Source organism: Eubacterium ramulus (genome assembly GCF_045002895.1).
Taxonomy (GTDB): Bacteria; Bacillota; Clostridia; order Lachnospirales; family Lachnospiraceae; genus Eubacterium_I; species Eubacterium_I ramulus.
Genome location: NZ_CP173382.1, coordinates 2878032 through 2894520 on the forward strand (window position 1 = coordinate 2878032; position 16489 = coordinate 2894520).

A 16489-nucleotide genomic window follows, 5' to 3' on the forward strand; every position below is an offset into this window, starting at 1 on the left:
ATCTCTCCTACTCTATCGTCCAGTCACAGACATTCCAGAAAATGCCCACACCGTGGTGTCCAAGTACCGTATCACTGCTGATTCCTTTGATATGATCATTCACCACATACATGGCATCAATATAGCAGAAAAACGTATATGCCGGTGTCTTCGCCAGTTCATTCTGAAACTGTGCATAATATTCCGCCCGCTCTGACGGGTCATCTGTCTCCCGCGCTTTTGTCAGATATTCATCCACCAGCGGATTGGAATAACCGGAATAATTGGCTCCTTTGTCTGTTCCAAATACCTTATATGTATGGTCATCCGCATCAAACGGTGATCCCCAACCAATGATGCAGCATTCCTGACCGCCCCAGTCAATGCCTTCTGCCGGAACATTTGCTTTTACATCCAGTCCCACTGCCTGTAGCTGCTGTGCCGCGATCTGTGCCATATCGATACGCACCTGATCAGTCGAGGAAGCATTGATGGTAAAACCAATGCGTTCTCCATCTCTGCACCAGTAACCGTCCGCATCTTTCGTGCAGCCTGCCGCCTCAAACACCCGGGCTGCTTTCTCCGGATCATACTCATAATCTTCCACATCTTCATAATTGTAAATATTGCGCTGCAGCGGACCGTATGCTACTTCCCCATGCCCCAGCAGTACTGCGTCTACAATCGCCTGCCGGTCGATCGCATAATTAATACCCGGAATCAGATCCGCATTTTTCTGCCAGTATTCATTTGCAAAATTATACAGAATACCGCGATAATCCGATGTCTTCATATCATATACCGTATAAGTATCACTGTTTGCAAAATTCTGTGCGTCTTTCGGCGTCACCTGTGACAGATTCAGTTCTCCGGACTGGAGCTGCAATGCTTTTGCATTATCATCCGACACAATCTTGAATACAATGTTTTCGATTTTTGCAGGACCTGCAAAATAGTCGTCATTTCTTGTTAAAACAATCGCCTGACCATCATCCCAGTGATCCAGTTTATATGGTCCTGTGCCGACCGGTGCACGGAAAAAATCCGACTCCTGCATATCTTCGCCTTTCAGAAGATGTTTCGGAAGAATCGGCATGGTCATATAATCCAGAAATGCCACATTCGGTGCTTTCAGCCGAAACGCAATGGTGTAATCGTCAATTACTGTAATTTCTTCCACATCTTCATAATCTGGTGCATTTTCTGATTCATTCTCCGGATCCATAATGGTTTCAATCGTGAACTTTACATCTTCTGCGGTAAACGGTTCGCCGTCATGCCACTTTACATTTTCTTCCAGATGAAACGTATAGGTATAAGTCTCTTCATCACAGTCCCAGCTTTTTGCCAGACGCGGAATCACCTGATTATTCCCGTCATGATCGGTCAGTCCGTCAAAGATCAGTGCATTGATTTCTCCATGCTCATCCATGGCCGGATTGATGCGGACATAATCATTCGATCCATACACAATCGTGTTGTCCGTATTCCATTCTGTCTGTGCCGCTTCCGCATTCCCAGACACGCTGTTATCCGTGTTTCCTGCTGTTCCACAAGCTGCCAGTCCCATGATCATGGCTGTCGCCAGCAGAAAACTTAATAGTTTCTTTTTCATAGCTTTCCTCCTGATATGTCTCATGTATGCCCGGAATTCATCGTTATCGCAAGATTCCAAGGTACATTTTCTCTATTTTCACTCACAACACGCACGGCTTCTCTCCGTGCCATTTTACCAAAATGATTTTAGCAAAACAGACAGGCGGTCACAAGCCACCCAGGGGGTTAAAAACCGGAGGTTTTTGCTTGCATACACTTTGGCAGTTCCGTTAAACAGATACGAACAAAAAGGGGATGTGAAAAAACTCGATTGAGTTTTTTCGCATCTCCCTTTTTGTACCTGTTGTGTATAAATGACTGAAATCATGCGCAAAGAAAGCGCACTTTCCCTACCCCATAGAAATTCTTTTTTTTAATCTATGCGGCAGTTCTGTTTCTCATCTTTTTTTCTGATATTTATATAGATTATGGCCTATCGCCACGAGTAAAACTTCCAGTTTGACTGAATGAATACCTCTTCGGACAATTCTCTTGTACCAACGGTCGTTTTTCATAATTCCGAAAGTGCCTTCTGTTTGTATCGAACGGTTCATTCGTAATAACACACCGTGGATACTTTCTAGGTTTTCGATCACTTCCTGATGCATGGAAGTTAATTCCTGATTGATCCGAACGGTTCGATTCTTATCTGTCTTCTTACATTTCTCTGCATATGAACATCCACTACAGTCTTCGCATTCATACAATTCTTCCTTACGTCCGTATTGATTTCCCCTCACATTTTTTCTGTATAAAAAATGGAATGCTTTATCGTTAGGACATCTCATGACACCTTGCTCATCAATTCTGAAGTTAACTGCACGAAATGGATCTTCATGATATTTCTGATCCTTAGTTTCCTTTTTAAACATTGGAAATTTCATATACTTTTCAATTCCGTTCTGTTCACAGAAAATATAATTGTTGTATGAGCCATATCCAGCATCTGCCACAGGATATTTGGGATAGAATCCATAAGTTTGTTTGAAGTGCTCCATCAAAGGAACGAAACAATCCATATCCGAACGATAATGGTTCACGTCAACAACTGCAATATATTCATCTGCTACACCAATCTGTACATTATATGCTGGCAGAAGTTGATCATTGCCCATGTAATCCGTTTTGATACGCATAAAGGTAGCTGAGTTATCTGTTTTAGAGTAACTGTTTCGATTAGGACCACAGATTTCAATTTTTTGTATGTATTCTTGAAGTTTCTGACAGAAAGTAGTCAAGTGTTCATAATGACGCTGTTCTTTGGATTTTCGCTTTCCACTTCCGTAAACAAATGTACTTGTATCCAGTTCCCATAAAAGTACTAGCTGCTCAATGATTTCATTCAGATAATCCGGTACATACTCCGGATTTGTTGTGATCTGCACCCCGCTCCATGCGATTTCTGCATTAATCTCCTCAATCTCCGCAGTGATTTTTTCGTAAAGCTTGTAACGGAACTTTTCGGTAGCCTTCTTCCATACCCAGGTATACTTGTTTGCGTTTGCTTCAAACTTGGAGCCGTCGATGTAGAGATGTTGCAGATCTACATGCTCATCGTTAAAGATAGCATGATTGATGTCGTTGAAAATGTTTTCAATCTTATCTTGAAGTATTTCATTGATGAAATATCCAAAGGTTCTGTATGACGGAGTCTGATGATCCATGAGATACATGAACCTGATATTAACTTTGCAGTTGTCTTCCAGTTCTCTCAGAGAGCAGTAGCCGCTAGTCATAAATCCGAAAAGTACTGTTTTTAACATGTTGACTGGATTATATCTGAGTCGTCCGGTTGTGTACTCCGGAATATCCGTCAGATACTTGTTTAAATCGATTCCTCCCATCAATCTGTCAAATGTTAAAACAGGATCCAGCAGATCCAAACAATCTGAAAGAAACAGTGGTAAATATCCTTGTTTTGAATTACAATAATTATTGTGTAAAGTTTTCATCGCAAGTTAATTTTACCACAAAAATAGGACCTTTCGCATGAACGAATGGTCCTATTTCTTTTAGGGACTTATTTCACAGCCCCTTTCTTATAAGAGCTTTTTATAGAAGAGAAGTAGTTGTCTGCACAACTGCTGTTATAATCTAAATGTCTGCTCATAATTTATTTCTTATTTTTAATCTGGCCATATTTGTAGAGAGCGACCATAGCATTTACGGCTTGTTCAGCAGTCGGATAAGCTGGGATTCCATGATCTCTCAACTTCATGATAGCTTCCTGACATTCTTCACCACCCTGGCATTCCATAATGAACGGTTTTCCAAGATGCTTATATGTCTCGTAAATATCGATAACCAGATTTGTTACAGCCGGAACATCTGTTACTGCTGTCGGACAGATGGATCCAAGTATTCCATGCACATTCGGGTCACGCATTACCTGTGTGAATGCACCTTTATACTGAACAGGTGAAGCTGTTCCGGAAATATCAACAGGATTAAGCGGAGAACCAAACATTGGCATATATGCACGGATTCTTCCAGCTAGATTAGGAGAAATCTCTGCCAGTTCATGCATTGGCATTCCCCGACGTTCAAAGTGATCACAGCTGAGAAGACCTGAACCACCACCGTTGGTAATCATAACGATATTGTCACCCTTTGGTGCCGGTTGCATTCCTAATGCCATGGAAATATCAAGGAATTCCTGCCATGTGGTCGCACGGATAGCTCCAGCCTTTTCAAAAATATCATCATAAAATGCATCATTTGTTCCTTTGTTTTCAGAAGCAGTATGTGCAAATGCTGCTTTTTCACCAATCTTTGAACCACCGACTTTTATTGTTACGATTGGTTTATCAACACTGCGGCAAGCTTCAATAAATGCATCAGGACTATCCAGTCCTTCAATATAAATTGCAAGACATTTACTGTTTTCATCTCTTCCAGCGTAGGATATAAACTCACAGAAATCAACGTCAGCTTTATTTCCAAGTCCTACGAAGAAGCTCATTCCAAAATGATCTTTCTGTGAGGTTCCAAGTGCTGCAAGCAAGTTAGCACCTGACTGAGAAATCATTGCTACAGGACCTTTAATTGGAAGATAAGGGATAAATCCGCAGTTGAAATTAAGGTATGGACTTCCCATTCCTACAAGGTTTGGTCCGATCAGAGGCAGCTCATGATCACGACAATATTGAGTGAGTTCATCCTGCAGTGTTCCACGTCCGATTTCTTTAAATGCACTTGTGGCAATAACAACAATCTTAACTTTCTTTTCAACACAATCTTCCAAAACAGATTTAACAATGTGTGCAGGTACAGCAAGAAAAGCAAGATCGATTTCATCAGGAATATCTTTTACAGTCTTATAAGCTGTAAATCCGGCAACTTTATCTGCTCTTGGATTTACAGGATAAATCTTTCCTTTATATCCCCATGTTAAAAGGCCATCAACAACTTTATAGCCGACCTTTGTGGAATAACGGCTGGCTCCGACTACGGCAATCGTTTTTGGATTTAATGCATATTGAAGTTTATCAACAACATATTCTCTTGGATGTTTTACGATCATATTACTGCACCTCCTCTGAGTCAGTTGAGAAACGACATTTTACGGAACCGGATTCCAGTCTGTTCTGTAAAAAGTCATCCGTCATAACGCATTCTTCCCAATATCCGTTATCATCATCAAGACGGGCTACCCAACGTCTGAACTGTCTCTTTGAATTTGCTACCTTTACTTCTTCAATCTCAGCGTATCCTTCCAACATTCTTCTGATTGCTTCGACGTCATTTACCTCAGTATAAACAGTCAGCATACAATCGTAGAAAGAGTCACCGAACTGAAGAATGTCTACAAATTCTGGCATAAGTGAGAATTCATCTACAATTTTTGCTTTTCTGTAACTTGGAACATTCTGGAACATACGGACCAGATACATATGCATTGATATTCCGAGTGCACGGTAATTAATATAAATCATTGGCAACATAAATTTTCGTTCATCAACACACATTACAATGTCTTTTTTCATCTGCTTGCCATCCAGGCCGGATAACTTCTCCAGCATATCAAAATCAAACATATCTGCGATGGATTTTGTGCTGTTAAGAGCTTCAATAATGGCAAAATCTTTTTTATCTATTTTGTTCTGAACTTTAAGGAATTTCTTTTTCTGTTCTTCCCCAAAAATAAATTTTCTGTATCTGTCTTTCGGAACATCCCATTGATTTACCAATGATTCCCTGACATCTGCTCTGATCGGGCAAAGATGTACATATTCAACCTCCGGTCTGTCTTTCCATGGCTGGATAACATCTGCAAGAAGATTGTCCAGAACTCTCATGTGATTTCCGTTAAAGAAATCGAAATCGCCCTCTGCGAGATATCCTGTACAAATATCATCTTTATTCTGATACCACTTGGCAAATTCAGCTTTTACCTTTGGATCTGTACCGTCTTTTAATTTGACAACCCAATAATAAAGTCCCCAACCATAAACACCAACATTTGGATTCATAACGAACATGATAAGATGTTCATCATACATTCGTTTTAATCGATCCTTGATATCATCTGGTTTGATTCCGGTTTCTTTTTCAATATAATCGATATTCCAGACTTCCGGATAGACTTGATAAAATGACTTCGCGACATTGTATGCTGCAACTTCTGTAGCATCGAGAGAATATGTTCCCGGTTCAGAGTAACCATATCCTCTAGGTGGGAAACAATTTTTTTTCATCCACGCCTGTTGCTGATCCGTTCCTATTGTGTATAATGTTTCTCCCATAGAATACCTACCTCCTTCTATTTTTATATACACGCTTCTTATATACCCAACATAACATAAACAAATCGATAAACCAATCTCTTTCAGATGTGTTTGAACAAAGCTAATCAGATTGTTTAAAATAGCCTAAAATCCGGAAAAAATACTTTATTTTTATGTCAATTTATACTATAATTATATATATTGCGGAGCTTTTAAAAATATATGAAAGAAGAAAAAACAATTTTATTTCAAGACAATTTTATACATAATTCTATTAAAGATGCATTCCTGCAACTCCTTATGAAAAAGGATTATATGCAAATCACTATAACGGATCTTTGCAAATATGCAGGTGTTAGCAGAGGAACATTTTATGCTCATTTTGGTAACATAGGGCAGGTGGTTGATGAATTGTTTTCAGATGCATTATGTGATATTAAAAATATGGCGTTGCTATCAGAAAATGCATCGAATTCAAATTCAAAGAAGGGGCTTTGTTGGGTTCTTCGAAAGAATCCAAAATATCAGCCGCTTTTTTTCTCAGAAGCGTTGTTTCTTCAAGCTGTAAAGCATACTGTTGCGGCACTAAGGCAAGATTTTCTTGATTTAATGAGTGGCAAGACGGAATTGGATGAAGCTTCATTAACAGATTTATTGACAGTTCAAATTATGGGATGTTTGGGGATGTGCAGAAAGCATCTGGGAAAGTCTGATGAGGAATGGTGCAGATTCCAGAGTTGCTTTGATTTCTTCCTTAAAGCAGGTTATCAGGGGATTATTCAAAAATAAGGGGCTGTGAAATAAGTCCCTAAAAGAAATAGGACCATTCGTTCATGCGAAAGGTCCTATTTTTGTGGTAAAATTAACTTGCGATGAAAACTTTACACACAAAAAGGGAGATGCGAAAAAACTCAATCGAGTTTTTTCACATCCCCTTTTTGCTGCGTTACGGTGAACACATTTCATCATTTTGCCTGTTGGCAGTATAGTATATACATTTTTTTTACAATATTTGCATTTTTTTAAGCAGATATTCGTTACTCCAAGTCGAACACACGTGAAACTTGGTGCGTGATTCTCATCAGCGAAAGCTGACATATTCTTCTCAGAATCACTGCACATCTACACTCCATGTCGTACAACTTGCGCTAATGTTTCAGCTGCCAGCGCAAATTCCTCCGGAGTAACATAAGAAAAAGAAAGCCGGAGTGAATTTGTTTTCTCAAATCCATAAATGTCTCCGGGATTCAATAAGATCCGATGCTTTAAAGCTTCCTGAAAAATCATTTCCACAGAAAGTTCTTTCTTAAAAGTCAGCCAGATATAAAATCCTCCTTTTGGTATACGCCAGGTGGCAAGATCTGAAAAATGCTCCTGCAATGCTTTCAATGCACAGTTTCTCCGGTGCAGTAAAATTGCTTTCAGTTCCTGTAAATATTCCCCGTAAAGCCCACTGTTTAAAAATTCTGCAAAAATCCATTGTGAAATTGAACTTGCACCATAATCCATCTGCATTTTCACATCCCCCAGCCGTTGCACAATTGGTTCAGGTGCAACGATCCAGCCAATCCGAAGCCCGGGAGCCAGTGTTTTGGAAGCTGTACCAAGGTAGATGACCATTCCCGACTGATCCAGTTCCTTTAACGTCTTTGGCTGCTCCTGCGCATAACAAAGTTCCAGATATGCTCCATCTTCTATGATTGGAAGCTGACAGGAAACACAGTAATCGATCAATTCCTGCCGCCTTCCCTCCTCCATCGTAATACCGGTTGGATTCTGATTTGTTGGTATCGTATACAAAATACTGGAGTGATGTCCGCTCTGCAGGGACGTTTTATTTTGTAATTTCCAATACTGAATCCCGTATTCATCCATCGGAACCCCGGAAAGGCGCATACCTGCCGACTGAAATACCTGCAGAGACTTCATATAACTTGGTGCTTCTGTATATACCGTAGATCCTGGTTTTAGCAGCGCTACTGATATTAACTGTAATGCCTGCAGCGCCCCTGATGTTACTAAAATATTGGAGGGTGACGTATGTATGCCACAGCACGCCAGGTGCCGCGCTAAAGCTTCCTGCAGTTCCGGCAGGCCCAACGGTCCGAGATATCCAAGCGACTGGATCTGTGGTGTCAGATTTTTCAGTACCTGATTCCACTTATCCTTTGGAAAAATACGCGGATCTAATTCCCCGGTTCCCAGTCGGATAATATTTTCCTCAAATTCCATCCGGTTGATTGTTTGGATGGTTTGGTTGTTCTCCATAAAACTGCCGGAAGTAACATATTTTTCCCATTTCTGAAATTCCGGAAGCATCAGTCCCCAGGTATTATTAATTACCAGCGTTCCGGCACCATGTCCGCTCCGGATAATTCCAAACGCTGTCAGCTCGTCCAAAGCGCTTGTTATCGTACTCCTGTTTACATCAAACTGCTCTGCCAGTGCGCGCTGAGACGGCAAGCGTGTCCCCACCGGCCAGTCACCGCTGGATATTTTCTGATAAATATAATCTACGATCTGCTGATACAAAGGAACCGGATTATTTTTATCCGGCTTCCAATTTATCTGAACAGGTGTTGCCTTTTTCATTGTAAAAATCCCCCTTGGTTGGTATCATTCAGCTTAGTTTGGTTGGTTACATACATCATAAAATCTTCTATCATGATAGTATCATATCAAATGGAGGAAAGGTATATGAATATTTTTTTACAGGGGTTAACTATGGGACTGGCCTATGTGGCTCCCATAGGAATGCAGAACTTATTTGTCATTAATTCTGCATTGACAAACAAGCGAAAGCGGGCACTGCTGACAGCACTGATCGTCATCTTTTTTGATATCACACTGTCACTTGCATGTTTTTTCGGAATCGGAACAATCATGCAGCGATTCAAATGGCTGCAAATGGTGATCTTGTGTGTGGGGAGCCTGATCGTTATTTATATCGGTATCAGCCTGCTGCGTGCAAAGACACAGGATCTGGAAAAGGATCAGCCTACCATGTCCATCAAAAAAACCATCTCATCCGCCTGTGTCGTAACCTGGTTTAATCCACAGGCGATCATCGACGGCACTATGATGCTTGGCGCTTTCCATGTAACATTAGCAGCCGGACAGGAGACACCATTTATCACAGGTGTTGCATGTGCATCCTTTTCCTGGTTCATCGGTCTTACATTTTTGATTTCACTGATTAGCAGTAAATTTAATGCAAAAGTTATGCGATGGATCAATATCGTGTGTGGCGTGATCATTATCGGATACGGATTAAAATTATTTGTGTCCTTTGTGCAGATGCTGCTTTAATTAAATAAAGAAAAAGTGGTATTTTTCCTCGGCAAGCGATTGTTAGCTGCAGAGGTAAAATACCACTTTTTCGTCTTAAATATTAAATTTCAAGCCACAAGGCAAACTTTACTTAGCTGCCAGAGCTTTTTTGATCTCCTCAGTAAGAAGCGGAACGATCTTGTTCAGATCTCCAACGATACCGTAATCAGCTACGTCAAAGATCGGAGCATCTTCGTCTTTGTTTACTGCGATGATCAGGTCAGACTCTTCCATACCGGCTACGTGCTGGATGGCTCCGGAAATACCGATTGCAAAGTAAACCTGCGGACGAACTGTCTTACCTGTCTGTCCTACCTGCAGATCCTGCGGTTTCCAGCCTGCATCTACAACTGCACGGGAGCAGGATACAGTACCGCCAACAACCTCAGCCAGCTCCTCGAGCATTTTGAAGTTCTCCGGTGTTCCAACTCCACGGCCGCCGGATACAAGGATCTTGGCATCCTGGATGTCTACTACGTCAGCTACGTTCTTAACAATGTCAAGAATCTCAACGTATTTATTATCCGGTGTAAAGCCTGGGTTGTACTCAATTACTTCCGGTTTTGCATCAGCGATCGGATCGATCTTCTGCATAACACCCGGACGAACAGTTGCCATCTGCGGACGGTTATCCGGGCAAGCGATTGTTGCGATTGTATTTCCACCGAAAGCAGGACGTGTCATCAGTAACTGATTGTGTTTCTGCTCTTTACCCGGCATTGGGTTCAGTGGGAAATCACCGATCTCAAGTAATGTACAGTCAGCTGTCAGACCTGTCTGGACACGTGCGGATACACGCGGGCCAAGGTCACGGCCGATTGCTGTTGCTCCTACTAACATGATCTCCGGTTTGAACTCATTGATCACAGATGCAAGTGCATGTGTATACGGCTCTGTTCTGTATACCTCAAGTTCTTTGTCATCTACAACGATAACTTTATCTGCACCGTAAGCACCAAGCTGAGCTGCAAGGTCTTTTACGTTATGTCCCAGTAATACTGCTACTACTTTCTCATTTAAATCATTTGCAAGATCTTTTGCTTTTCCGAGTAACTCGAAAGCGATCGGGCTGATCTCATTATCAACCTGCTGAGCGAATACATATACGTCTTTGTACTGCTCAATTAAGGATTGTTCCATTGCTGCCATTGTTATTTCTCCTTTCTCTTACAGTCCGCATACATGTTTCTCTGTCATCTTACCAAGCAGATAAGAAACAGCTTCTTCTGTATCCAGTGTGATTTTCTCTCCAGCACCTTTTCTTACTTTGTCGGATGCTTTTGCGATCTTTGTCGGAGAACCTGCAAGACCCATGTTTCCATCTTCCAGTGTCTTCAGTTCTGCTCTTCCCATTGTTGTGATCTCTGCTTCGCATGCATCAAAGATTCCGCCCGGTGTCATGTATCTCGGGTCATTGATCTCTGCAAGGCATGTGATCAGACAAGGCATCTGAGCTTTTACCACATGATATCTGTCATCATACTGACGCTGTACTTTTACAGCATCTCCCTCGATCTCGATCTTACGTGCGTAAGAGATTACCGGGATATCAAGATGCTCAGAGATCTGTGGTCCAACCTGTGCAGTATCACCATCGATCGCCTGACGGCCTGTGATGATCAGGTCGTAATCGCCCATCTCACGGATTGCTGCTGCGATTGTGGAAGATGTAGCCCATGTATCAGCACCACCAAGGCATCTGTCTGTTACCAGAACTGCATTGTCAGCACCCATTGCTAATGCTTCGCGTAATGTATCGCCAGCTTTCGGAAGTCCCATTGTTAAAACAGTAACTTCTGCGCCATACTGGTCTTTTAATCTTAAAGCAGCCTCAAGACCTGCTTTATCATCCGGGTTCATGATTGTGAGCATTGCTGCTCTGTCAAGAGTTCCGTCCGGATTGAACTTTACTCCACCTGCTGTATCAGGTACCTGTTTAATACAAACAATAATCTTCACGATTGTTTTCCTCCTTACTTAAGTAATGCACCAGAAATAACCATACGCTGAACTTCACTTGTTCCTTCGTAGATCTCTGTGATCTTAGCATCACGCATCATACGCTCAACATCGTACTCTCTGATGTAACCATAACCACCATGTAACTGTACGCATTTTGTTGTAACTTCCATTGCAACTTCTGCTGCGTAAAGCTTTGCCATAGCAGCTTCTACAGAATAAGAAACTTTTGCACCGGCCTGGTACTCATCTTTCTTTAATGCAGCTCTGTATACCATTAACTGAGCAGCTTTTACTTTTGTAGCCATGTCTGCTAACTGGAACTGTGTGTTCTGGAACTGAGCGATGCTTCTGCCGAACTGTTTTCTTTCTTTTACATATGCGATTGTTGTCTCTAATGCACCCTCTGCAAGACCAAGTGCCTGTGCAGCGATACCGATACGTCCGCCATCCAGTGTATGCATAGCGATGTTGAAACCTTTACCCTGTTTTCCAAGAAGGTTCTCTTTCGGGATACGGCAATCTGTGAAGATTAACTCATATGTGGATGAACCACGGATACCCATTTTTTTCTCTTTTACACCAAATGTAAATCCTGGTGTTCCTTTTTCAACGATGAAAGCAGAGATCTCTTTCATTGTTCTGCCACGTTTTTCAATTTTGCCTGTAACAGCGATTACGATATATACGTCAGCTTCTTTACCGTTTGTGATGAAGCATTTGGATCCGTTCAGAACCCACTCATCGCCATCTAAAACAGCTTTTGTCTGCTGACCCTGGGCATCTGTACCTGCCATCGGCTCTGTCAGACCAAAAGCGCCCAGTTTTTTACCGGAAGCAAGGTTCGGAACATATTTCTCTTTCTGCTCTGGTGTACCAAATGTAAGGATCGGATCTACACAAAGGGATGTATGTGCAGATACGATAACACCTGTAGTACCACAAACTTTTGATAACTCCTCTACGCACATAGCGTATGTAAGGATGTCACAACCCTGTCCACCGAGTTCCTTCGGTACAGGAATACCAAGGAAGCCATATTTAGCCATTTTCTCAACGGTTCCAGTTGGGAATTTTTCAGTTTCATCAACTTCCTGAGCAAGTGGTTTTACTTCGTTCTCAGCGAATTCTTTGAAAAGGCTTCTTGCCATTTCGTGTTTCTTACTTAATCCGAAATCCATTTTTTACTTTTCCTCCATAGTTATTATAGTTTCGTGATCGTCTCTTAGAATTACGTCCTGCATTCATGCGGAGCTTTATCATAGTACCCAAACCCCCATTTGAGCTTAAAAAAAGCCCGATGAATCGCTTAGGTTTCCAAGAGGTTACCTAATACATTGCAATAATCGTGCCAACTTTTAAAAGCCTTGATTTATGCGGTTTACGCAAAAACACTGTTTATTTTTTAACACAATCAGCGTTTATACATGTTTAATTTTCCTACACTTTTCTACATTTTATTTGCTTTTTCCACACATATGTGTCATACTGATTCTGAAAAATATGTCATACATTGCATGACTTGCATCTCACAGCAAGAATGCCAATGCATTCTTGAATTTAACCTTTCTCACTACCCAAAAGAGGATTTTAAATGAAACTTTCAAGATTATTATTAGACGCATTGGAAACTTTTCCAAATTTTATCATTATAGATAAAAATGCAACCATTGTTTATCTGAATAAATCCTATGCCAGTCTCCTTGGTATTCCGCGGGAACAAGCTATCGGACAGCCTGTCACCGATGTGATTCCCAAGACCCGTATGGTTGAAGTATTGAAATCCGGCAAACCGGACATCGGACACCTGATGACTCTTTATGATCATTCCCAGAAGAAAAATGTGACAGTTGCCTGCAATCGCATGCCGATTTTTCAAAATGGCCAGGTCATTGGCGCTGCTGCCGTAACAATCATGCAGGATGTCCTTCCCACAGTCACACAACTGAATCGTGAACTTTCTGCTGTCCGCAAAGAAAACGAATTCTACCGGCATGAATTAAATATGTTGCAGAATCATTTTGACAGCCTGAACCGCATCATCGGTCATTCTTCTGCCTTGCTTGAGATCAAACAGATCATTTCGGATTATGCTGCATCAGATCTGCCAATCCTGATCACAGGAGAGACCGGTGTCGGCAAGGAATTATTTGCAAAAGCAATCCATGAAATGAGTCCGCGCAAATTCCATCCTTATATAAAAATCAACTGTGCCGCTATTCCTACCGAACTGCTGGAATCAGAATTATTCGGATACGAACCGGGTGCTTTTTCCGGTGCGTCCAAAAACGGAAAACCCGGTAAATTCGAGTTAGCCAACCACGGTACGATCCTGTTGGATGAAATCGGTGAAATGCCACAGACACTCCAGAGCAAATTGCTGCGCGTCCTTCAGGAACAGGAATTTGAACGAATCGGCGGTATCAATACGATCAAGGTCAATGTAAGAATCATCTGCTGTACAAACCAGGATCTGCAACAGCTGATACAGACAAAACATTTTCGCAGCGACCTTTATTATCGTATCAACACCGTAGAATTAAAAATTCCGCCACTCCGAAACCGAAAAAAAGATATTGCTGAACTGACCGATTATTTTATTCAAAAATATAATGCCGAACATGATACACACGTCATTTCCATTGACACGGATGTTCTGCAACTCTTCCAGACTTACGACTGGCCGGGAAATGTCCGGGAACTGGAGCACATTGTAGAACGCCTGTGCACCATCAACAACAACCGTACCATTACGATGAAAAGCTGTGGTTTCCTGCAGGAGCTGGTTCAGCAGTCTGTTCATGCAAATCCGGATGGTTCCGCTTCTGCTTTGACCCCATCCGGTTTACAGACACCATTGTCGACAGCACCGAATATTTCTGCCGCACAGTCCAAAGTACCGATCAGCACTTCCTCTCAGACCAGTGAACTGTCCTGGAATGATCTGTCCCGTAAGATACAGAATACAGAAAAGGAAGCTATTATTCAGGCACTGTTACAGACTAACGGAAACAAGGCAAAGGCGGCCCGGCTACTGAATATCGACCGGTCATCACTGTATTATAAATTAAAAAAATATAATATTACGGAATAAAGTCAGAAAACGCAAGTAAAGAAAATGTGGTATTTTTCCTAAGCAGGCGATTGTTAGCTGCGAAGGTAAAATACCACATTTTCGTTTCATATATTAAAGTTATTAAAGTAATTTTTATGACACTTTTCCAATACGTTTCAGATAAATCTTTGTCTCACTGACAACCACACCACTCAGTGCCACCAGTGCGATCAGGTTCGGGATCGCCATCAGTCCATTAAAGATATCCGCAATGGTCCATACAGCAGAAACTGTCATGTACGGTCCGATAAATACTGCCAGAATGTATAACCAACGATAACCTTTGACTACTTTCTGATTTCCATTGGATAAATACTCCAGACATTTTTCACTGTAATAATCCCATCCGAGAATCGTCGTAAATGCAAAGAACACCAGACAGATCATCAAAATAAAGGATGAAAACTGTTCCGGGAACGGTAATGTCATCTGGAATGCTTTTGTAGTAACTGCCACACCTTCCAGACCGATATTCCATGTACCTGCAATTACGATAGAAAGACCAGTCATTGTACAGATTACGATTGTATCGATGAATGTTCCCAGCATAGAAATCAGACCCTGCTGTCCCGGAGAATCGGTCAGTGCAGCGGCTGCTGCGATCGGTGCACTACCAAGGCCTGCCTCATTGGAGAAAATACCACGAGCAATACCTTTCTGCATTGCTATCAATACAGCTCCCAGCGCTCCACCTGCTGCTGCCCGCAGACCAAACGCACTCTCAATAATTGTCCTGAACGCTCCCGGAATCTCTCCGAGATGTGTTAACAGAATGATTAATACAACTACTACATATGCAACTGCCATAAACGGTACGACAACCTGTGAAACACTGGAAATACGTTTGATACCACCGATAACTACCAGTGCGACACAGATAGATAACAATACGCCTGCGATTACAACTGTCCAGGAATAATCCATTCCAAACATATGCACAGTCCATGTTTTATCCGGATCAAAAAATGTCTGTACAGCATTTGTGATACCATTGATCTGTGTAAATGTTCCGATACCAAACAAACCTACACAAACACCGAAAAACGCAAAAATCTTTGCCAGCCATCTCCATTTTGTTCCCATACCTTTTTCAATGTAGTAGAACGGGCCACCCACAATATGACCATCCTCTGCAACGGTACGATATTTCACTGCCAGCAGACACTCCGCATATTTGGTAGCCATACCTACAAATGCAGCTACCCACATCCAAAATAACGCACCCGGACCTCCGGCTACCAGCGCGGTTGCAACACCGACGATATTACCGGTACCGATGGTTGCGGACAATGCAGTACATAATGCTGCGAAACTGGATACTTCTCCGCTGTCACCACTTTTTTCATTTACAAAAAGTTCCTTGATTGCACGTGGCAGAAGCCGGATCTGCAGACCTTTGACTCTTATGGTCAAAAATACACCGACTGCCAGAATGAGGACGATCAGGGGAACGCCCCATACAAAACCGTCGATTGATGTAAGAATTTGATTAAATAATTTTGCCATTTTCTTCTCTCCCTTTTATATAAAAAATAAGGCTGATAAACTATCAGCCTCTAAAGAGTAGAACATGCATATATTGTGGTATGCTCTGTCCTTTTGCCTGAGAGATAAGCGGTTATAACCTGAAAGGAGCGATCCATACGATACGCACAGATCATCCGATCACTTAACCGCGACACCTTCGGCGCTTCGCATATGCGAAGACTCTCCAGAGTGAACTTGTCTGCGATGCCAAAAATATGCATCTGATTTCAACAACAAATCCGTATAAGAGCATATC

The 16489-nt window shown here is 41.8% G+C and carries 12 protein-coding genes and 1 riboswitch; of the genes, 3 read left to right on the forward strand and 9 right to left on the reverse strand.

The window, feature by feature from the left end:
- Positions 1 to 7: 7 nt before the first annotated feature.
- The 4 genes from ACIRUQ_RS13385 to ACIRUQ_RS13400 all read right to left on the reverse strand — a co-directional run bounded on the left by ACIRUQ_RS13385 (position 8) and on the right by ACIRUQ_RS13400 (position 6320).
- Entirely contained in the window at positions 8 to 1594 is a 1587-nt protein-coding gene (locus ACIRUQ_RS13385; RefSeq protein ID WP_082432877.1) for an ABC transporter substrate-binding protein, read from the reverse strand.
- Between the two features lie 379 nt (positions 1595 to 1973).
- On the reverse strand, positions 1974 to 3527 hold the full coding sequence (locus ACIRUQ_RS13390) for a transposase (RefSeq protein ID WP_156330999.1): 1554 nt from the start codon (positions 3525 to 3527) through the stop codon (positions 1974 to 1976).
- A gap of 161 nt (positions 3528 to 3688) precedes the next feature.
- On the reverse strand, positions 3689 to 5098 hold the full coding sequence (locus ACIRUQ_RS13395) for an acetate--CoA ligase family protein (RefSeq protein ID WP_055173244.1): 1410 nt from the start codon (positions 5096 to 5098) through the stop codon (positions 3689 to 3691).
- 1 nt (position 5099) lies between these two features.
- Positions 5100 to 6320, reverse strand: a complete 1221-nt coding sequence (locus tag ACIRUQ_RS13400; RefSeq protein WP_055290767.1) for a hypothetical protein — start codon at positions 6318 to 6320, stop codon at positions 5100 to 5102.
- A gap of 204 nt (positions 6321 to 6524) precedes the next feature.
- Here ACIRUQ_RS13400 and ACIRUQ_RS13405 point away from each other — a divergent pair, with 204 nt between their 5' ends.
- Positions 6525 to 7091, forward strand: a complete 567-nt coding sequence (locus ACIRUQ_RS13405; RefSeq protein ID WP_055290765.1) for a TetR/AcrR family transcriptional regulator — start codon at positions 6525 to 6527, stop codon at positions 7089 to 7091.
- Between the two features lie 333 nt (positions 7092 to 7424).
- On the opposite strand, the gene ACIRUQ_RS13410 is transcribed toward ACIRUQ_RS13405, so the two are convergent.
- Positions 7425 to 8894, reverse strand: a complete 1470-nt coding sequence (locus ACIRUQ_RS13410; protein WP_055290763.1) for a PLP-dependent aminotransferase family protein — start codon at positions 8892 to 8894, stop codon at positions 7425 to 7427.
- Between the two features lie 105 nt (positions 8895 to 8999).
- Here ACIRUQ_RS13410 and ACIRUQ_RS13415 point away from each other — a divergent pair, with 105 nt between their 5' ends.
- Positions 9000 to 9611, forward strand: coding sequence for a LysE/ArgO family amino acid transporter (locus ACIRUQ_RS13415; RefSeq protein ID WP_055290760.1), 612 nt, complete (start codon positions 9000 to 9002; stop codon positions 9609 to 9611).
- Between the two features lie 108 nt (positions 9612 to 9719).
- Here ACIRUQ_RS13415 and ACIRUQ_RS13420 read toward each other — a convergent pair whose 3' ends face one another.
- Genes ACIRUQ_RS13420 through ACIRUQ_RS13430 form a run of 3 tightly spaced genes read right to left on the reverse strand, consistent with a single transcriptional unit; the run spans position 9720 to position 12772 of the window.
- Positions 9720 to 10781 carry an electron transfer flavoprotein subunit alpha/FixB family protein gene (locus ACIRUQ_RS13420; RefSeq protein WP_022036463.1) on the reverse strand — a complete coding sequence of 354 codons (1062 nt, stop codon included), beginning with the start codon at positions 10779 to 10781 and terminating at the stop codon, positions 9720 to 9722.
- Positions 10782 to 10799: 18 nt separating this feature from the next.
- The gene (locus ACIRUQ_RS13425) at positions 10800 to 11591 is read right to left on the reverse strand and encodes an electron transfer flavoprotein subunit beta/FixA family protein (protein ID WP_021739573.1); all 792 of its coding nucleotides are present in this window, start codon (positions 11589 to 11591) and stop codon (positions 10800 to 10802) included.
- Between the two features lie 14 nt (positions 11592 to 11605).
- Positions 11606 to 12772 carry an acyl-CoA dehydrogenase gene (locus ACIRUQ_RS13430; protein ID WP_055290758.1) on the reverse strand — a complete coding sequence of 389 codons (1167 nt, stop codon included), beginning with the start codon at positions 12770 to 12772 and terminating at the stop codon, positions 11606 to 11608.
- A gap of 413 nt (positions 12773 to 13185) precedes the next feature.
- On the opposite strand from ACIRUQ_RS13430, the gene ACIRUQ_RS13435 reads away from it, so the two are divergent.
- Complete coding sequence (locus tag ACIRUQ_RS13435; protein WP_055290756.1) at positions 13186 to 14685, forward strand: sigma-54-dependent Fis family transcriptional regulator; 1500 nt, start codon at positions 13186 to 13188, stop codon at positions 14683 to 14685.
- Between the two features lie 114 nt (positions 14686 to 14799).
- Here ACIRUQ_RS13435 and ACIRUQ_RS13440 read toward each other — a convergent pair whose 3' ends face one another.
- Complete coding sequence (locus ACIRUQ_RS13440; RefSeq protein ID WP_055290754.1) at positions 14800 to 16212, reverse strand: sodium:alanine symporter family protein; 1413 nt, start codon at positions 16210 to 16212, stop codon at positions 14800 to 14802.
- Positions 16213 to 16287: 75 nt separating this feature from the next.
- Positions 16288 to 16431, reverse strand: a riboswitch (glycine riboswitch).
- Positions 16432 to 16489: the final 58 nt, after the last annotated feature.